The sequence below is a fragment of the Phytobacter sp. genome, assembly GCF_059074235.1.
Window position 1 is genome coordinate 1,464,584 of sequence record NZ_JCACPZ010000004.1, and the last position, 18,896, is coordinate 1,483,479.

Below are 18,896 nucleotides of genomic sequence, written 5' to 3' on the forward strand. Positions count from 1 at the left end.
AGGAAATCAGGTTTTGTGGGAACAGATTACACGTTAGAAACCATACTAAATGGCCCCGAAGGACCATTTATCATTAACCTACATGTCATTCAGCAACTTTTTAAGCGTCTCACGATTGTATTTTTCTGGCGTATTGATTTCATCCACCAGATCGCCCATCACGTATTTCTTCATCGTTTCCAGGTTGTTTACCTGAGTCTGATTTTTGATGCTCGCCAGCAACCCCTTAGCGTTGTAATTCAGGGTCGTGGTGTTGATTTCATCATTTTCCAGCGTGTGGTAAATATAGTTTTGCGACGTCTTATCTTTATTCAGCGACAACGGAATGGACGGGTCCAGTTGTTGGTACCAGGACGCGCTTAAGTGGTTGTGCGCCGTCTGTTTCACGCTGCGCGAACCATCATAGCTTCGGCTCTCTTCGGTGGTTTGAGACGCCTGGTAAGAGAAACTCTCTTTTTCATCTGCACGAGCCGGGTTAATTGATTTCGACGTCTGCGTCAACGAAAGAGAGAAATCATTCAGCCCATTAGACGGTGTACTGCTACCACTGTCGGCACGAACTTCAGCACTCTTACCTGTGATATCAATCCCTTCGCTTTGCGGTGTATTCAACGCATGGAACACTGACTTGAGCAGCTCCATCTGGTTCCTGTCACCGTGCCCGTCAAGACGTGCTTTATCAAACTGTTTATCGTAGGCCGCCAGCGCGATTTGCTGCGCAACCCGATCGCCCGGGTCATTACTGGAGCTGCGATCGCTGGTCATTTTCAGAGAGAAGTCGGCGTCCTGATAGGCCACCCAGCTCTCATCACTGTCGGTGTGGAAGTTGAGTGACTGCAGTGAGTCATCACCATTACGAACATCAGTTTTCAGGTCGACGGATTTCAGCACGTTGCTGTTAAACTTTGTCAGTCCAGAAATATCAAGCTCAGGTGGCTGCTTGCTCAGTCCATCCAGAACCGACTGGAACGCTTTGCCCAACGAAGCTACCGCTTCTGCTTCATCATCATTAAGTTGATTGCCCTCCGTTTTAACGGAGACCGCAATACCATCACCCTGTTTCGTCAGAGTAAGATGTAGTGTGGAACCCGAACGGGTCGTGATATCCAGAGAGATAGCGGATTTGCTGCCTGAAGCAGAGCTCATCTCTGTATCTGTTCCCGTCACGGCTTGTGAAAAATCACCCCGATTCTCTTTCAGATTGTCGAGTAGCGCGCGCCCCAGGCTGCTGAATGACGAAACAGAACTCCCACCTAAAGCGGACTGCATCAGATCCTGAATCGCCGAATTAGATTCAGTGGATGCGCTGGCGCTGACTTTTTGTGGCGACAAGCTGTAAATAGCAGCTATGGCCTGCGTCTGGCTGCCAAATGTCACTTTGGTTGAAGCATTTGCCGCAGCGGGCAAAGCGGCAGTATTGGTTACCCGCGGCGTACCCACACGGGTGGAAGACGACATGTTCGATAACATAGTCGACAAAGGCGATTTAATTCCGGTAACCATGACGATAAAACTCCCTATCTCGTCGATATAGATTCAGTGCTATTACATCGGCAGGAGTTGGGTAAATTTTATGCTAAAGGCGAAAAAAAGAGAGATAGATCACGGATTTTGGGCAAAAAAAACGCCTCCGAAGAGGCGCTTGGCATGAAGCGAAATTACTTTTTCTTCGCTTTCGGGTTCGGCAGGTCGGTGATGCTACCTTCGAACACTTCAGCGGCCAGGCCCACGGACTCGTGCAGAGTCGGGTGCGCATGGATGGTCAGTGCGATGTCTTCAGCGTCACAGCCCATTTCGATAGCCAGACCGATTTCACCCAGCAGCTCGCCGCCGTTGGTGCCGACAATAGCGCCACCGATAACACGGTGAGTCTCTTTGTCGAAGATCAGTTTGGTCATACCATCAGCACAGTCGGAAGCGATAGCACGGCCAGAAGCAGCCCACGGGAAGGTGGCGGTTTCGTAGCTGATGCCTTTCTCTTTCGCTTCTTTCTCGGTCAGACCAACCCAGGCAACTTCTGGCTCGGTGTACGCGATGGACGGGATCACTTTCGGATCGAAGTAGTGCTTCTTACCAGAAATGACTTCAGCGGCAACGTGACCTTCGTGAACACCTTTGTGCGCCAGCATCGGCTGACCGACGATATCGCCGATAGCAAAAATGTGCGGTACGTTGGTGCGCAGCTGTTTGTCTACGCGGATGAAGCCACGGTCGTCGACTTCAACGCCAGCTTTGCCTGCGTCGAGGTTCTTACCGTTCGGTACACGACCGATAGCGACCAGTACGGCATCGTAACGCTGTGCTTCAGCAGGTGCTTTTTTGCCTTCCATGGAAACGTAAATACCGTCTTCTTTTGCTTCAACGGCAGTGACTTTGGTTTCCAGCATCAGGTTGAATTTCTTGCTGATGCGTTTGGTGAAGACTTTAACGATGTCTTTGTCTGCAGCCGGGATAACCTGGTCGAACATTTCAACCACGTCAATCTCTGAGCCCAGAGCATGGTATACGGTACCCATTTCCAGGCCGATGATACCGCCACCCATAACCAGCAGGCGTTTAGGAACAGTTTTCAGTTCCAGTGCGTCGGTGGAATCCCAAACGCGCGGATCTTCATGCGGAATGAACGGCAGTTCGATCGGACGGGAACCCGCCGCGATGATTGCGTTGTCGAAGTTGATCACGGTTTTGCCGTTTTCGCCTTCTACTTCCAGAGTGTTGGCACCGGTAAATTTACCCAGACCGTTAACCACTTTCACTTTACGACCTTTCGCCATGCCTGCCAGGCCGCCGGTAAGCTGAGTGATAACTTTCTCTTTCCAGGTACGAATTTTGTCGATATCGGTTTTCGGCTCGCCGAAAACAATACCGTGTTCAGCCAATGCTTTGGCTTCTTCGATAACTTTTGCTACGTGCAGCAGCGCTTTAGAAGGGATACAGCCGACGTTCAGACAAACACCGCCGAGGGTGCTGTAACGTTCTACGATCACGGTTTCCAGACCTAAATCCGCTGCACGGAACGCTGCGGAGTAACCTGCCGGGCCTGCCCCAAGTACTACGACCTGAGTTTTGATTTCTGTGCTCATCATGACCTCTTAATTTATACCCGTCGTCCACCGGGTCGTTCTATCCGCTCGTATTTTACAAAATCGTTAACAATTTTGAAACAACAAACGGCTCACGAATGCTGGTTTCGCTAATAACCTCACAGAGACTGTGAGGTTAAGAGGTAAAAAGCCGGCCGACTGGCCGGCTTTTCGATTACATCACCAGGCGGCGAATATCGCTCAGGGTGTTGTTGATGATGGTGATAAAGCGAGCACCATCAGCACCGTCAATCACGCGGTGGTCGAAGGACAGAGAGATCGGCATCATCAGACGCGGAACGAACTCTTTACCATTCCAGACCGGCTCCATCGCAGACTTGGAGACACCCAGGATTGCCACTTCCGGCGCGTTAACAATCGGTGCGAAGTGGGTAGTACCCAGGCCACCGATGCTGGAGATAGTAAAGCAACCACCCTGCATTTCGCCAGCGGTCAGCTTGCCATCACGCGCTTTCTTGGAGATCACGGTCAGTTCACGAGACAGCTCAGTGATGCTCTTCTTGTTCACATCTTTGAAGACCGGAACAACCAGACCGTTCGGGGTATCAACCGCAACACCGATGTTGATGTATTTCTTCAGCGTCAGACGTTGCGCGTCTTCAGACAGGGAGCTGTTGAAGCGTGGCATCTGCTCAAGTGCAGCGGCAACGGCTTTCATGATGAAGACAACTGGGGTGAATTTCACGTCCAGTTTGCGCTTCTCAGCTTCCGCGTTCTGCTGCTTACGGAACGCTTCCAGGTCAGTGATATCGGTTTTGTCGAAGTGCGTAACATGTGGGATAACGACCCAGTTACGACTCAGGTTCGCACCAGAGATTTTCTGGATACGGCCCAGTTCCACTTCTTCAACTTCACCAAACTTGCTGAAATCAATTTTCGGCCACGGCAGCAGACCAGGCAGAGAACCGCCAGTTGCAGCGCCTGCAGCAGGTGCAGATTCAGCACGTTTGATAGCATCTTTAACGTAAGCCTGAACGTCTTCGCGCAGGATACGGCCTTTACGACCCGTACCTTTCACTTTCGCCAGGTTCACACCGAATTCACGGGACAGACGGCGAATCAGCGGAGTCGCGTGGACGTATGCGTCGTTTTCAGCGAACTCAGATTTGCCTTCTGCTTTAGCAGCAGGGGCAGCAGCAGGTTTAGCTGCCTGAGCCGGTGCAGCAGTAGGTGCCGGAGCGGCGGCAGCCGGGGCCGCAGCAGGCGCAGCGCCTTCCACTTCGAAGACCATGATCAGAGAGCCGGTAGACACTTTGTCGCCGGTGCTGATTTTGATCTCTTTAACGGTACCCGCAAACGGCGCCGGAACTTCCATAGACGCTTTGTCGCCTTCGACGGTGATCAGTGACTGTTCAGCGGCAACTTTATCACCCACTTTCACCATCACTTCGGTCACTTCAACTTCGTCACCGCCGATATCCGGTACGTTAACGTCTTTCGCGCCAGCGGCCGCAGCCGGAGCAGCTGCTGCTGGAGCCGCCGCCTGTGCTGGTGCAGCAGCAGGTGCAGCACCCGCCACTTCGAAGACCATGATCAGGGAGCCAGTAGACACTTTGTCACCGGTGCTGATTTTGATCTCTTTAACGACGCCCGCGAACGGAGCCGGAACTTCCATAGAGGCTTTGTCGCCTTCTACAGTGATCAAAGATTGCTCAGCGGCAACGGTGTCGCCCACTTTAACCATGATTTCAGTGACTTCTACTTCGTCGCCACCGATGTCCGGTACATTAACGTCTTTTGCCGCTGCAGCAGCAGGTGCTGCCGCTGGAGCCGCTTCTTTCTTCTCTTCTGCCTTGGCAGGTGCAGCAGCTGCTGCACCGTCGGCGGAATCGAAAATCATAATCAGTTTGCCAGTCTCAGTTTTGTCGCCGACAGAGACTTTGATCTCTTTTACGACGCCAGCCTGCGGAGAGGGGACTTCCATAGAGGCTTTGTCGCCTTCTACGGTGATCAGCGACTGTTCTGCTTCTACTTTGTCGCCAACTTTGACCAGGATCTCGGTGATTTCAACTTCATCAGCCCCGATGTCCGGTACATTGATTTCGATAGCCATTGTTCTTTTACCTCTTATGCCAGACGCGGGTTAACTTTATCTGCATCGATGTTGAACTTGGTGATTGCTTCTGCCACCACTTTCTTGTCGATTTCGCCACGTTTAGCCAGTTCGCCCAGTGCTGCAACAACCACATAAGAAGCATCAACTTCGAAGTGGTGACGCAGGTTTTCACGGCTGTCAGAACGACCGAAGCCGTCAGTACCCAGTACGCGATAGTCATCAGCCGGTACGTAAGTACGAACCTGCTCAGCGAACAGTTTCATATAGTCAGTAGATGCTACAGCCGGAGCGTCGTTCATCACCTGAGCGATGTACGGAACGCGCGGAGTTTCCAGCGGGTGCAGCATGTTCCAGCGCTCACAATCCTGGCCATCACGTGCCAGTTCAGTGAAGGAAGTGACGCTATAAACGTCAGAGCCTACGCCGTAGTCGTTCGCCAGGATCTGCGCAGCTTCACGAACGTGACGCAGGATAGAACCGGAGCCCAGCAGCTGAACTTTACCTTTGGAACCTGCAACGGTTTCCAGTTTGTAGATACCTTTACGGATACCTTCCTCGGCACCTTCCGGCATCGCAGGCATGTGGTAGTTTTCGTTCAGGGTGGTGATGTAGTAGTAAACGTTCTCTTGCGCTTCACCGTACATACGGGTCAGACCGTCATGCATGATGACCGCAACTTCGTACGCGTAAGACGGATCGTAAGAGATACAGTTCGGGATAGTCAGAGACTGAATGTGGCTGTGACCATCTTCGTGCTGCAGACCTTCACCGTTCAGCGTCGTACGACCAGAAGTACCACCTACCAGGAAGCCGCGAGCCTGTTGGTCGCCAGCCTGCCAGCACAGGTCACCGATACGCTGGAAACCGAACATGGAGTAGTAGATGTAGAACGGAATCATCGGCAGGTTGTTGGTGCTGTAAGAGGTTGCAGCAGCCAGCCAGGATGCGCCTGCGCCCAGCTCGTTGATACCTTCCTGCAGAATCTGACCTTTCTCGTCTTCTTTGTAGTAAGCAACCTGCTCACGGTCCTGCGGGGTGTACTGCTGACCGTTCGGGCTGTAGATACCAATCTGACGGAACAGACCTTCCATACCGAAGGTACGCGCTTCATCGGCAATGATTGGAACCAGACGGTCTTTGATAGACGGGTTCTTCAGCATCACGTTCAGGGCACGAACGAAAGCGATAGTGGTGGAGATCTCTTTGTTCTGCTCTTCCAGCAACTGGTTGAAGTCAGACAGAGCAGGCAGTTCCAGCTTCTCGGAGAAGTTAGGCTGACGAGACGGCAGGTAGCCGTTCAGCTTCTGACGCTGTGCGTGCAGATAGGTGTGCTCTTCAGAACCTTCCGGGAAGGTGATGTAAGACAGTTTTTCAACTTGCTCATCGGTTACCGGAACATTGAAGCGGTCGCGGATATAACGCACGCCGTCCATGTTCATTTTCTTAACCTGGTGCGCGATGTTTTTACCTTCGGCGGTGTCACCCATGCCATAACCTTTAATGGTATGAGCCAGGATTACAGTTGCTTTGCCTTTGGTGTCCTGCGCTTTTTTCAGTGCAGCGTAGACTTTCTTCGGATCGTGACCACCACGGTTCAGGGCCCAGATCTGCTCGTCAGTCCAGTCAGCAACCAGTGCTGCGGTCTCCGGGTATTTACCGAAGAAGTGCTCGCGCACGTATTTGCCGTCTTTGGATTTGAAGGTCTGATAGTCGCCGTCAACGGTTTCGTTCATCAGCTGGATCAGTTTACCGCTGGTGTCTTTACGCAGCAGCTCATCCCAACGACCGCCCCACATCACTTTGATAACGTTCCAGCCAGCACCTGCGAAGATGCCTTCCAGTTCGTTGATGATCTTGCCGTTGCCGGTTACCGGACCATCCAGACGCTGCAGGTTACAGTTGATGATGAAGCACAGGTTGTCCAGTTTCTCACGGGTCGCGATGGTGATCGCACCTTTAGATTCCGGCTCATCCATTTCACCGTCGCCCAGGAAGGCGTAAACGGTCTGCTCAGAGGTATCTTTCAGGCCACGGTGTTCCAGGTATTTCAGGAATTTAGCCTGGTAGATAGCACCGATTGGACCCAGACCCATAGAGACGGTCGGGAACTGCCAGAATTCTGGCATCAGTTTCGGGTGCGGGTAGGAAGACAGGCCTTTGCCATGAACTTCCTGACGGAAGTTGTTCATCTGCTCTTCAGTCAGACGACCTTCCAGGAAAGCACGTGCGTAGACGCCCGGAGAGATGTGGCCCTGGAAGTAAACCAGGTCGCCGCCGTCTTTCTCGGTACGAGCACGGAAGAAGTGGTTGAAGCAAACTTCATACACGGTTGCGGAAGACTGGAAGGACGCCATGTGGCCGCCCAGCTCGAGGTCTTTTTTGGAAGCACGCAGAACCGTCATGATGGCGTTCCAACGAATGGCCGAACGAATACGGCGTTCCAGCTCCAGATTCCCCGGGTATTCCGGTTCGTCTTCAACGGCAATAGTGTTGACGTAGTTGCCAGCTCCGGTACCAGCGGCAACTTTCACGCCGCCTTTGCGGGCTTCGGAAAGCAGCTGGTCAATCAGATACTGAGCACGCTCAACACCTTCTTCACGGATTACCGATTCGATCGCCTGTAGCCAGTCGCGAGTTTCAATCGGATCCACGTCATTTTGGAAACGTTCTGACATGGGGGGTATTCCTTATCTATCTAATACGTTGATTTGTCTGGAACCTGTCCCATTGCACTTTCATGTGTATCTACGCAAAAAAGCACAATAAGACAGGTTCTGCGTTTAGTTGCCGCGCTCTAAATTTGGCGCTCAGGGTTACAACTCTTCCGGCACAAACTCCGCCAGAAAATGCTAATTCTTTCGCTGCTGTTCGAGTCGGCGTAGTGAACGTTCACGACGGCTTTGCTCACGACTGCGATCCAGCAAAATCTCTTCGATAAAGGCCAGGTGGCGATGCGACGCTTCACGCGCTTCTTCCGGCTCGCCGGCCATGATCGCAGCAAAAACGCTACTACGATGTTTGCTCACCAGCGGCAACATTTCGCGGCGCGCGTAGAGCAATTCGAAATTCTCACGAACATTCTGTGCCAACATCGGCTCCATGCAGCGTAGCAAATGCAGTAGCACCACATTATGCGCCGCTTCGGTTACAGCGATTTGATACTGCACGACGGCGCTGGATTCAGCGTCGAGGTCACCAGACTGCTGCGCAAGCTCAATGGCCTGATGCAGTTCGCCGATTCTGACCTTGTCTTCGTCTGTACTGCGCAATGCGGCGTAATAAGCGGCAATGCCTTCCAGCGCGTGACGCGTCTCAAGCAGATCAAATTGGGATTCGGGATGATCGGAGAGCAATTCGACGAGTGGATCGCTGAAGCTCTGCCAGAGGCTACTTTGAACAAAGGTACCGCCACCCTGGCGACGAAGCAGGAGCCCTTTCGCTTCGAGACGCTGGATGGCCTCACGCAATGAAGGACGAGAAACGTCAAACTGTTTAGCCAGTTCGCGTTCTGGAGGAAGTTTTTCACCGGGGCGCAGAGTCCCCTCAAGAATCAAAAACTCCAGTTGCTGCTCAATCACATCGGATAGTTTTGGCTGGCGGATTTTGCTGTAGGCCATTGTTCCCTATCTCTACCATTCGCCCGGAGTAAATTGGTCTTACCAATTTCATATTCGTGACGCTAAAGTAACAAAGTATTCACCTTCTGTCCATACAGGTTTTGATTGAAATCAGGAAACCATGCACATTTTAACAACGTTACAGAAATAACGTTTCAAACATGTAACGTTGCACAAATCTCTCCTTTACTACTTAAGAGGCAATTTTAACGTAATTGAAACGGATTCAAACGAGTTTGAACCGGTTCAGCATGAATAAAATTCGCTTTTTATGTTAAATTAATGAATAAATACTCACCTGTTTATAAAACAGGCAATAAAGCAGCAATTTACAAATGGTTTCTTTTTATTCAAGTCGTCATCTGCCATTCACAAAGCAGGTGCAAACACTGGCGCTTACCACTATTCTGAGCCGTACGAAAGGGATGGGTGAAAATTCACGTCAGCGCTTCGTAAATAAAACAATACAAAAAATGGAATTACTTAATTACACGCAAACGACAGCGTACACATAATAACCACACACGAGGTTTCATGATGGAAGGTCAACAGCACGGCGATCAGCTTAAGCGCGGCCTTAAGAACCGCCATATACAGCTTATCGCGCTGGGTGGTGCTATCGGGACTGGGCTGTTTCTGGGCAGCGCGTCAGTCATCAAATCGGCAGGCCCGGGTATTATTCTGGGTTATGCCATCGCAGGTTTTATTGCTTTTCTGATTATGCGTCAGTTGGGCGAAATGGTTGTTGAGGAACCGGTTGCAGGTTCTTTTAGCCACTTTGCTTATAAATACTGGGGCGGGTTCGCGGGTTTTGCCTCTGGCTGGAACTACTGGGTTTTATACGTTCTGGTGGCGATGGCCGAATTAACGGCTGTCGGCAAATATATCCAGTTCTGGTGGCCTGAAATTCCTACCTGGGTTTCTGCTGCCGTATTCTTTATCGCCATCAATGCCATTAACCTGACCAACGTAAAAGTGTTTGGTGAAATGGAGTTTTGGTTTGCCATTATTAAAGTCGTTGCCGTTGTGGCCATGATCCTGTTCGGCGGCTGGTTGCTGTTCAGCGGAAGTGCAGGCCCGCAGGCAACAGTACGTAACCTGTGGGAACAGGGCGGCTTCCTGCCAAACGGCATGTCGGGGCTGGTGATGATGATGGCGATTATCATGTTCTCCTTCGGCGGTCTGGAGCTCGTCGGTATCACCGCCGCCGAAGCTGATAACCCGCAAGAGAGCATCCCGAAAGCCACCAACCAGGTTATCTATCGCATCCTGATTTTCTATGTGGGTTCCCTGGCTGTCCTGCTCTCTCTGATGCCGTGGACCCGCGTTACCGCTGACACCAGTCCGTTCGTGCTGATTTTCCACGAGCTGGGCGATACCTTCGTGGCAAACGCCCTGAACATTGTGGTACTGACTGCGGCGCTGTCTGTTTATAACAGCTGCGTTTACTGTAACAGCCGTATGCTGTTCGGCCTGGCACAACAGGGCAACGCCCCGAAAGCCCTGCTGAGCGTCGATAAACGCGGCGTGCCTGTTAACACCATCATCGTTTCTGCGCTGGTCACGGCACTCTGTGTGTTGATCAACTACATGGCCCCGGAATCCGCTTTTGGTCTACTGATGGCGCTGGTGGTTTCTGCACTGGTGATCAACTGGGCGATGATTAGCCTCGCGCACATGAAGTTCCGTCGTGCCAAGCAACAGCAGGGTGTGACCACCCGCTTCCCGGCGCTGCTCTACCCGCTGGGTAACTGGATCTGTCTGGTCTTTATGGCGGCTGTTCTGGTTATTATGCTGATGACTGACGGGATGGCGATCTCCGTCTATCTGATCCCGGTCTGGCTGGTGATTCTGGGTATCGGCTACATGTTTAAACAGAAAACGGCAAAAGCGGTGAAAGCCAACTAATTGCCTCTCCTTCCCTCTCCCGCCCGGGAGAGGGTTGTTATCCTAATGTTACCTTCCTCACACTTTCCTTTACATAGCCATTTTGTCCATGTCTCTGCCAACATCCTGTAACGCAAATTATGGGTAGCAGGCGAATAATTATTCCCACATCTCACTGGGAGTATCACCAATGGACACGACTAGACTGTCTGTTAAAGAGAAAATCGGCTATGGCATGGGCGACGCCGGGTGCAACATCATCTTCGGCGCTATCATGTTGTTTGTTAACTATTTCTATACTGATATTTTCGGACTGGCACCGGCACTCGTCGGCGTTTTGCTGCTTTCAATTCGCGTTATCGACGCGATAACCGACCCGATAATGGGCGCAATCGCGGATCGTACCCAGAGTAAGTACGGTCGTTTTCGCCCCTGGCTATTATGGATAGCCTTACCCTATGCGGTCTTCAGCGTGTTGATGTTTACCACCCCTGACTGGACCTACAATAGCAAAGTTATCTATGCCTTTATTACCTACTTCCTGCTCTCTCTGACCTATACCGCCATCAATATTCCATACTGTTCATTGGGCGGCGTGATCACTAATGACCCGAAAGAACGCGTAGCCTGTCAATCCTATCGCTTTGTGATGGTGGGGATTGCCACCCTATTGCTGTCATTGACGCTGCTGCCGATGGCGGAATGGTTCGGCGGCGAAGACAAAGCCAAAGGCTATCAGATGGCGATGACGGTGCTGGCGTTTATCGGCATGTGCATGTTCCTCTTCTGCTTTGCCACGGTGCGTGAACGTGTTCGTCCAGCGGTGCCGACCAATGACGACATGAAGAAAGACATGAAGGACGTGTGGAAAAATGACCAGTGGGTGCGGATTTTGCTGCTCACGCTGTGTAACGTCTGCCCTGGCTTTATTCGCATGGCAGCCACCATGTACTACGTCACCTGGGTAATGGGTGAAAGCACCCATTTCGCCACCATTTTCATTAGCCTGGGCGTGGTGGGAATGATGATCGGCAGCATGCTGGCGAAGGTGCTCACCGACCGCTGGTGCAAACTGAAAGTCTTCTTCTGGACCAATATCGCGCTGGCCATTTTCTCCTGCGCCTTCTATTTCTTCGACCCAAAAGCCACCATGATGATTGTGGCGCTCTACTTCCTGCTTAACATCCTGCATCAGATCCCGTCACCGCTGCACTGGTCACTGATGGCGGACGTCGATGATTACGGCGAGTGGAAAACCGGCAAACGTATTACCGGCATCAGCTTCTCCGGTAACCTGTTCTTCCTGAAAGTGGGCCTCGCGGTGGCCGGTGCGATGGTCGGCTTCCTGCTCTCCTGGTACGGTTATGATGCGGGCGCTAAAGCACAAAGCCCAAGTGCCGTTAATGGCATTGTGCTGCTCTTCACGATCATTCCGGGCGTGGGCTACCTGATTACGGCGGGCGTGGTTCGTCTGCTGAAAGTGGACCGTGAACTGATGAAAACCATTCAGGCGGATCTCGAAAAACGTCGGGTTAACTACCACGAACTGAGTGAAACCCAGACCGTACCGATGAGCGAACAAGCAAGGAAAGCATGATGAACTGGCCAAATCCTTTTATTGAACAGCGCGCCGATCCCTACATCCTCCATCACGAGGGCAGCTACTATTTTGTGGCTTCAGTGCCTGAGTACGACCGGCTTGAAATTCGCCGGGCGACATCATTGGCGGGCCTGCGGGATACCGAGGGGTTGACCGTCTGGCGTAAACCCACAACCGGCCCAATGAGCGAACTCATCTGGGCACCAGAACTGCATCATATTGATGGCAAGTGGTATCTCTACTTTGCTGCCACCTGGACCAAAGCGCTGGATGCATTGAACATGTTCCAGCACCGGATGTTCGTGCTGGAGTGTGCCGATGCCGATCCGTTGAGCGGAAACTGGGTAGAAAAAGGTCAGGTCAAAACGCCTTTCGATACCTTTGCACTCGACGCGACCACCTTCGTTCATCAGGGCAAACGCTGGTATCTGTGGGCACAGAAATCCCCGCACATTGCGGGTAACTCAAACCTCTATCTGGCGGAAATGGAGAATCCCTGGACGCTCAAGGGCGAGCCCGTCATGTTGAGTAAGCCTGAATTTGACTGGGAGTGTCGTGGCTTTCTGGTCAACGAAGGGCCCGCGGTGCTGTCCCACGGCGACAAGCTGTTTATCAGCTACTCTGCCAGCGCCACCGATGAAAACTACTGCATGGGATTGCTGTGGATTGATATCAACGCCAACCCGCAAAACCCGGCAAACTGGCACAAATCAGCAGAGCCGGTGTTCAGAACCAGTTATGAAAATCGCCAGTATGGCCCTGGTCATAACAGCTTTACGCAAACGGAATCAGGTGAAGATGTACTGGTGTATCACGCACGGAATTACACCGAAATTGAAGGTGACCCGCTGTATGACCCGAATCGCCATACCCGGTTGAAGCTTATTCGTTGGCAAGAAAACGGGATGCCCGACTTCGGCATCCCGTCTGCGGATACGCAATAACCTTTATGGCGCGCGGTTAAATCAGCGTACCGTAAATCGTGAGCAGAGCGACCACGACGACCACCACAAACGAGGTCTTTTTCGCCATCGAAACAGCGGCTTTCGGTGTCTCGACCTTATCCATATGAGGTTCACGCGCCAGTGAAAACTGCGCAAGGCGCGTGAGCACCTGATATTGCGAAGAGTGCTTGTCCGCCAAAGAAGCAAACCAGGCGGGTAGCGCTTTTTCACCGTGACCAATCAACGCATAAAACACGCCAGCCAGGCGAACCGGGATCCAGTCCAGTACATGCAAGATGGCATCAACACCGGACTGTTGACGCTCATTGGGCGTTTGATATCGCGCCAGCCAGGATTGTAAGGCTCGCAGGAAACAGTACCCCACCAGCGTTACCGGTGCCCAAACGCCCCCCACGATAAACCAGAACAGCGGGGCAAGGTAATAGCGAAAGTTAATCCACAGCAGCGCGTTTTGCAGCTCACGAAGATATTCACGCTCACTGCATCCTGGCGGTACACCGTGGATCAGCGTCAGTTCGTTCGCCATTGCACTATGCGCATGCTCGTCATTACGTGAGGCAGCTTTCAGATAGGCGTGGTAGTGCATGCGTACTTTGCCAGCCCCGATGCACAACAGGCCGAGCAGGATCCAGACCACCAGTAGCGGCACGTTAAAAAAGAGCCCCGTCAGCGCACGCAGAATAAGGAACGTCACTAACATGGCACCGGCGGTCATCAGTAACGTACGTACGATGGAGTAGTGCTTAATTCTACGGAACAGCACCTCCAGACGGTGGTCCAGGTGCCAGTGCTCACCGAGTTTAAATAGCCGCTCGGCAATCAGTACCAGCAGCATGGTAAACAATGTCATGGCATCTCCTTATCTGATTTATCCGTCACAAGTGCACGAAAACGATCCCAGTCAAATGCCGGGCCGGGGTCGGTCTTACGGACGGGGGCAATGTCGCTATGCCCGGTCATGTTACTGGCGATCATCGGATAAAGACCGATCAGTGCACAGGTCACCTTTGCCAGTTGTGTATATTGCGCATCGGTATAGGCCAGGTTGTCCGTCCCTTCCAGCTCAATACCGATAGAAAAATCATTGCAACGCTCACGTCCTTCATACACCGAAATACCCGCATGCCAGGCGCGCTTATCAAAAGGAACGTACTGAACAATCTCACCATCCCGGCGAATTAAACAGTGTGCGGACACCCGAAGGTGGACAATTTCAGCAAAAAAAGGATGAGCATCAGGATCCAGCGTACCGGTGAAAAGCGCATCAATCCAGGGGCCGCCAAACTCGCCAGGGGGCAAGCTGATATTGTGCACCACCAGCAGCGAGGGGGCTTCGTCATCGGGACGGCAGTCATAGTGAGGAGACGGTACGTGTCGCGCGTCCACCAGCCAGCCCTGTTTTAACAGCATGCAGAATCTCCTTATTTATGGTGCTCATACACGCTCTAGAGTAGCATGTTCATACGCTGTCCTGTCATTGTAAGTTGAGCATATCCTCAATAACAGAACACACGCTAACTTTCTGATTCGCTACCCTTTTTGGAGTTTTATCATGCCGCCTCGCCGTTACAACCCCGATCTTCGACGTGACGCGCTTTTGCAACGCATTGAACTGGACATCCCCGCTGCCGTCGCGCAAGCCCTGCGCGAAGATCTGGGCGGCGAAGTGGATGCCAGTAACGATATTACCGCGCAATTGTTGCCGGCAGACAACCAGTCTCACGCGGTCATCATTACCCGTGAAGAGGGTGTTTTTTGCGGCAAGCGTTGGGTCGAAGAGGTCTTTATCCAGCTTTCGGGCGACGATGTCCAGATTACCTGGCATGTGGCTGATGGCGATGCCGTGACGCCCGATCAGCCACTCTTTGAGCTGCAAGGACCGTCACGGGTCCTGCTGACCGGTGAACGTACCGCGCTCAATTTCGTGCAAACCCTGTCAGGCGTTGCAAGTGAAGTCAGCCGCTATGTTGCACTGTTAGATGGCACGAAAACCCAGCTACTGGATACACGTAAAACTCTGCCGGGCCTGCGCACGGCGCTGAAATATGCCGTTCTCTGCGGTGGCGGCGCCAATCATCGTCTGGGGCTTTCGGACGCATTTTTGATTAAAGAGAACCACATTATCGCTTCCGGTTCTGTTCGTCAGGCGGTCGAAAAGGCCTTCTGGTTGCACCCTGACGTGCCGGTTGAAGTGGAAGTCGAAACGCTGGATGAGCTGGACGATGCACTAAAAGCGGGTGCCGATATCATCATGCTCGACAACTTCAAGACGGAGCAAATGCGCGAAGCCGTAAAACGTACCAATGGGCAGGCACGTCTTGAAGTTTCCGGTAATGTGACGTTTGAGACTATCCGAGAATTCGCTGAAACCGGCGTTGATTTTATCTCCGTCGGCGCACTGACTAAACATGTGCGTGCGCTGGATTTGTCGATGCGTTTTCGTTAATTAGCAGTCAGCCCCTCTCCTGCGGGTGGGGGGTTTTGCGATCCCGCTCGTAAGCGTTCCTCTACCCAATGCAACAGCGTTAAAAACGGCTGAATCTCCGTCCACACTCAGCATTTTCCCCAGTCGTCTGCCTTCTCTTCTGCTGCCAAAGTGGCCTCCATTCATCCAAGGAGCGAAACATGAAGCAGAAAACGGACAGACAACGAGGATTCACCTTAATTGAGCTGATGGTCGTCATCGGCATTATTGCCATACTGAGCGCCATCGGTATTCCCGCCTACCAGAACTACCTGCGCAAAGCCGCGATGACCGACATGTTGCAAACCTTTGTGCCCTACCGCACCGCAGTGGAACTGTGCGCACTCGATCATGGTGGCGTTGACAGTTGCAACAGCGGTACCAACGGCATTCCCAGCCCGGCAACTACTCGCTATGTCTCCGCCATGACCGTGACCAAAGGGGTTATTGCGCTTACTGGCCAGGAGAGCCTTACCGGTATGCGGGTAGTGATGACACCACAATGGAACAACAACAGCGGGATGGCTGGTTGGTCGCGCACTTGCGAAACGACGAACAATGAATCGCTGAAACAAGCCTGTGAAGATGTCTTTCGTGTAAACAGCCAGTAAGGAGACGTGGCTATGCAACAGGATAAACTGAACACCTTGTGTAAGCGGCATCGCGCCATCTTGCTTAACAGCGATACACACATGCTCAATATTGCCGTCGTCGGTGAACCGGCGAATGAATTGCTGGAAGCACTCCGGTTCGCGACTCAAAGACGTGTGGATATCGAGTGCTGGACCCAGGAGCAGATGGACAGCCATCTTCAGCAGGCGAATGACTCCCCAACGCCCGTTGTTCAGGAAGAATCAGGATCAGCGGTGGCATTACTGAATCAGACGCTTGAGCAAGCACTGGCCCAGCGCGCTTCGGATATTCACTTCGAACCCGGTGAACACCGCTACCGCATCCGCCTGCGGGTGGACGGTGTACTGCACCCTCTGCCGCCCATCGCCAGCACCATGGCCAGTACGCTAACAGCCCGTTTAAAAGTACTGGGTAATCTGGATATCGCCGAACGCCGCGTACCGCAGGATGGACAGTTCAGTGTGACACTCGCCGGGCAAGAGGTTTCTTTTCGCATCGCAACCCTCCCCTGTCGCCATGGCGAGAAGGTGGTTCTTCGTCTGTTACATCAGGTCAGCCAGCCCTTAGATCTCATCCAGCTTGGTATGACACAACAACAACTCGCTCAGTTTAAAGCGTCACTCAATAAACCACAGGGGCTGATGCTGGTAACCGGCCCCACGGGCAGCGGAAAAACCGTAACGCTCTACAGTGCCCTCCAGGCACGGAATAATGTGGGGGTGAATATTTGCAGCGTGGAAGACCCGGTGGAGATTCCGTTGACGGGCCTGAACCAGACGCAAATTAACCCCCGTGCCGGGCTGACGTTTCAGGCCGTCCTCAGGGCCCTGCTGCGACAGGATCCAGACATCATCATGATCGGTGAGATCCGCGACGGTGAAACAGCAGAAATTGCGATCAAAGCAGCGCAGACCGGGCATCTTGTCCTCTCTACATTACACACTAACTCCACCACCGAAACGCTGGTGCGTATTCAGCAAATGGGGGTGGCCCGATGGATGATCTCTTCAGCCCTCTCACTGGTGATTGCTCAGCGCCTGGTACGAAAATTGTGTCCTCACTGTCGCCAGCGTATGCCGGAGAACACCCATGTGCCAGCGTCACTTTGGCCGCGTCCTTTACCACAATGGCAGGCGACGGGTTGCAATCGCTGCTATCACGGATTTCATGGCCGCGTGGCACTGTTTGAGGTACTGGAGGTCGATACCCCCCTTCGCCACGCCATTGCCAGCGGTCTGCCTGCAGGGGAAATCGAAGCCCTCTCCAGACAAGCGGGGATGACAACGCTGTTCCAGAATGGGTGCCAGGCTGTCGAGCAGGGCCTGACCTGCATCGAAGAAATTGTTCGCGTACTGGGGATGCCCGATGACCACTAAGGCGCTCTGGAGCTGGACCGGGATCAATGCGGCGGGCGATCTGGTACAAGGATCAAGTTGGGAGGTTCAGCGTCAACGGGTGCTGCTTGCCTTGCACCAGCAGCACATCCACCCAATCTCGCTCAAGCGCCAGAACGTACGCAGCACCCTATGGCGAGGCGAACATAGCAGCGAAATCATCCGTCAACTCGCCACGCTTTTGCAGGCAGGACTCACACTACCCGAAAGCCTGATTTTGCTTTCACAACAGCAATCAACACTACAGTGGCGAGCATTGCTTTACACCCTGGCAGAGAAGCTTGAACAGGGGCAGCCTTTTTCCGATGCCATGGCGCAGTGGCCTGATGTCTTTCCACCGCTTTATCTGGCGATGGTGCATACAGGCGAACTGACCGGTAATCTCGATGAGTGCTGTTTCAAGCTTGCGGATCAACAGAAAAACCAACTGGCACTCGCCCGTAAAGTGAAAAAAGCACTGCGCTATCCGCTGATTATTCTCGCACTGGCATTCGTGGTTGTGCTGGCAATGGTCTATCTGGTGCTCCCGGAATTTGCCACCATCTATCAGACATTTAATACGCCTCTCCCTGCTTTAACGCGCGGTGTTATTGCCTTCGCCGACCTCATGCAGCAGTGCGGCCTCCCACTCCTTTTACTCTGCATCCTGGGCGCAGGAGTGTTAACAGGGCTGAGGCGACATCAGGGATGGTTGCGATATCGGCAGCGCATCCTTCTCGCCTGCCCGCAGATGGGTCAGTTAGTACGCGGTCAACGACTCAGCCAGATTTTCACGGTACTTGCACTTACGCAACGTTCAGGGATTGCCTTTCTGCAAGGTTTGGAAAGCGTGGGTAACACACTGAGCTGCCCCTGGTGGAGGGAGAAAATCCAGGTTATTCAGCATGATATTACTCAAGGCCAGGCTATCTCGGCAGCAATGCATGCCAGTGGCATGTTTACGCCGCTCTGCATTCAACTGGTGAGAACCGGTGAAACATCGGGCGCACTGGATACCATGCTGCAAAACCTGGCGAACCACCATAGCGAGCAAACATCGCACCAGGCTGATAATCTGGCATCGTTACTTGAACCGCTGTTGCTGGTCGTGACAGGAATCATTATTGGAACGTTAGTTGTGGCAATGTATCTGCCGATTTTTCATCTGGGCGACGCGATGAGCGGTGCGGGGTAAAG

14 protein-coding genes are annotated in these 18,896 nt (G+C 52.7%); 7 read left to right on the forward strand and 7 right to left on the reverse strand.

The genetic code is table 11. The annotated features are described in order from the left end of the window. Positions 1-78 precede the first annotated feature (78 nt). From AC5JPW_RS10905 to pdhR, 5 genes are all read right to left on the reverse strand, one after another. A complete protein-coding gene (locus tag AC5JPW_RS10905) occupies positions 79-1,503 on the reverse strand; it encodes a hypothetical protein (RefSeq protein WP_494240208.1) in 1,425 nt (474 codons plus the stop codon). Positions 1,504-1,658: 155 nt separating this feature from the next. Continuing rightward, a complete protein-coding gene (lpdA, locus tag AC5JPW_RS10910) occupies positions 1,659-3,083 on the reverse strand; it encodes a dihydrolipoyl dehydrogenase (RefSeq protein WP_494241203.1) in 1,425 nt (474 codons plus the stop codon). Between the two features lie 175 nt (positions 3,084-3,258). Beyond that, positions 3,259-5,157, reverse strand: coding sequence for a pyruvate dehydrogenase complex dihydrolipoyllysine-residue acetyltransferase (gene aceF, locus AC5JPW_RS10915; RefSeq protein WP_494240210.1), 1,899 nt, complete (start codon positions 5,155-5,157; stop codon positions 3,259-3,261). A 14-nt stretch (positions 5,158-5,171) separates the two neighbouring features. Next, the gene (aceE, locus tag AC5JPW_RS10920; RefSeq protein WP_494240211.1) at positions 5,172-7,835 is read right to left on the reverse strand and encodes a pyruvate dehydrogenase (acetyl-transferring), homodimeric type; all 2,664 of its coding nucleotides are present in this window, start codon (positions 7,833-7,835) and stop codon (positions 5,172-5,174) included. A gap of 174 nt (positions 7,836-8,009) precedes the next feature. After that, positions 8,010-8,777 (reverse strand): pyruvate dehydrogenase complex transcriptional repressor PdhR, encoded by a 768-nt coding sequence (gene pdhR, locus AC5JPW_RS10925; protein ID WP_494240212.1) that lies wholly within the window; start codon positions 8,775-8,777, stop codon positions 8,010-8,012. Between the two features lie 534 nt (positions 8,778-9,311). Here pdhR and aroP point away from each other — a divergent pair. The 3 genes from aroP to AC5JPW_RS10940 all read left to right on the forward strand — a co-directional run bounded on the left by aroP (position 9,312) and on the right by AC5JPW_RS10940 (position 13,208). Then, entirely contained in the window at positions 9,312-10,685 is a 1,374-nt protein-coding gene (gene aroP / locus AC5JPW_RS10930) for an aromatic amino acid transporter AroP (protein WP_494240213.1), read from the forward strand. Between the two features lie 169 nt (positions 10,686-10,854). Beyond that, positions 10,855-12,261 (forward strand): glycoside-pentoside-hexuronide (GPH):cation symporter, encoded by a 1,407-nt coding sequence (locus tag AC5JPW_RS10935; RefSeq protein WP_494240214.1) that lies wholly within the window; start codon positions 10,855-10,857, stop codon positions 12,259-12,261. After that, positions 12,258-13,208, forward strand: coding sequence for a glycoside hydrolase family 43 protein (locus AC5JPW_RS10940; RefSeq protein ID WP_494240216.1), 951 nt, complete (start codon positions 12,258-12,260; stop codon positions 13,206-13,208). Before AC5JPW_RS10935 ends, AC5JPW_RS10940 begins: the two co-directional genes overlap by 4 nt. Before the next feature lie 16 nt (positions 13,209-13,224). Here AC5JPW_RS10940 and ampE read toward each other — a convergent pair whose 3' ends face one another. Together ampE and ampD are read right to left on the reverse strand one after the other, a co-directional pair. After that, the gene (ampE, locus tag AC5JPW_RS10945) at positions 13,225-14,079 is read right to left on the reverse strand and encodes a beta-lactamase regulator AmpE (RefSeq protein ID WP_494240217.1); all 855 of its coding nucleotides are present in this window, start codon (positions 14,077-14,079) and stop codon (positions 13,225-13,227) included. Beyond that, on the reverse strand, positions 14,076-14,639 hold the full coding sequence (gene ampD / locus AC5JPW_RS10950) for a 1,6-anhydro-N-acetylmuramyl-L-alanine amidase AmpD (protein ID WP_494240219.1): 564 nt from the start codon (positions 14,637-14,639) through the stop codon (positions 14,076-14,078). Before ampD ends, ampE begins: the two co-directional genes overlap by 4 nt. 142 nt (positions 14,640-14,781) lie before the next feature. Here ampD and nadC point away from each other — a divergent pair, with 142 nt between their 5' ends. The 4 genes from nadC (at position 14,782) to hofC (ending at position 18,894) form a co-directional block, all read left to right on the forward strand. Continuing rightward, a complete protein-coding gene (gene nadC / locus AC5JPW_RS10955; RefSeq protein WP_494240220.1) occupies positions 14,782-15,675 on the forward strand; it encodes a carboxylating nicotinate-nucleotide diphosphorylase in 894 nt (297 codons plus the stop codon). A gap of 179 nt (positions 15,676-15,854) precedes the next feature. Next, positions 15,855-16,304, forward strand: a complete 450-nt coding sequence (ppdD, locus tag AC5JPW_RS10960; RefSeq protein ID WP_494240221.1) for a prepilin peptidase-dependent pilin — start codon at positions 15,855-15,857, stop codon at positions 16,302-16,304. A gap of 12 nt (positions 16,305-16,316) precedes the next feature. Then, positions 16,317-17,702, forward strand: coding sequence for a type II secretion system protein GspE (gspE, locus tag AC5JPW_RS10965; protein ID WP_494240223.1), 1,386 nt, complete (start codon positions 16,317-16,319; stop codon positions 17,700-17,702). After that, positions 17,692-18,894, forward strand: a complete 1,203-nt coding sequence (gene hofC / locus AC5JPW_RS10970; RefSeq protein WP_494240225.1) for a protein transport protein HofC — start codon at positions 17,692-17,694, stop codon at positions 18,892-18,894. The genes gspE and hofC overlap by 11 nt, the downstream gene beginning before the upstream one ends. Positions 18,895-18,896 lie beyond the last annotated feature (2 nt).

Bases quoted from the DNA above. Each gene is read 5' to 3' on its own strand.
- ampE (WP_494240217.1), bottom strand. From the start codon at position 14,079: ATGACATTGTTTACCATGCTGCTGGTACTGATTGCCGAGCGGCTATTT.
- aroP (WP_494240213.1), top strand. From the start codon at position 9,312: ATGATGGAAGGTCAACAGCACGGCGATCAGCTTAAGCGCGGCCTTAAG.
- aceF (WP_494240210.1), bottom strand. From the start codon at position 5,157: ATGGCTATCGAAATCAATGTACCGGACATCGGGGCTGATGAAGTTGAA.
- ampD (WP_494240219.1), bottom strand. From the start codon at position 14,639: ATGCTGTTAAAACAGGGCTGGCTGGTGGACGCGCGACACGTACCGTCT.
- hofC (WP_494240225.1), top strand. From the start codon at position 17,692: ATGACCACTAAGGCGCTCTGGAGCTGGACCGGGATCAATGCGGCGGGC.
- gspE (WP_494240223.1), top strand. From the start codon at position 16,317: ATGCAACAGGATAAACTGAACACCTTGTGTAAGCGGCATCGCGCCATC.
- nadC (WP_494240220.1), top strand. From the start codon at position 14,782: ATGCCGCCTCGCCGTTACAACCCCGATCTTCGACGTGACGCGCTTTTG.
- AC5JPW_RS10940 (WP_494240216.1), top strand. From the start codon at position 12,258: ATGATGAACTGGCCAAATCCTTTTATTGAACAGCGCGCCGATCCCTAC.
- lpdA (WP_494241203.1), bottom strand. From the start codon at position 3,083: ATGAGCACAGAAATCAAAACTCAGGTCGTAGTACTTGGGGCAGGCCCG.
- aceE (WP_494240211.1), bottom strand. From the start codon at position 7,835: ATGTCAGAACGTTTCCAAAATGACGTGGATCCGATTGAAACTCGCGAC.
- ppdD (WP_494240221.1), top strand. From the start codon at position 15,855: ATGAAGCAGAAAACGGACAGACAACGAGGATTCACCTTAATTGAGCTG.
- AC5JPW_RS10935 (WP_494240214.1), top strand. From the start codon at position 10,855: ATGGACACGACTAGACTGTCTGTTAAAGAGAAAATCGGCTATGGCATG.
- AC5JPW_RS10905 (WP_494240208.1), bottom strand. From the start codon at position 1,503: ATGGTTACCGGAATTAAATCGCCTTTGTCGACTATGTTATCGAACATG.
- pdhR (WP_494240212.1), bottom strand. From the start codon at position 8,777: ATGGCCTACAGCAAAATCCGCCAGCCAAAACTATCCGATGTGATTGAG.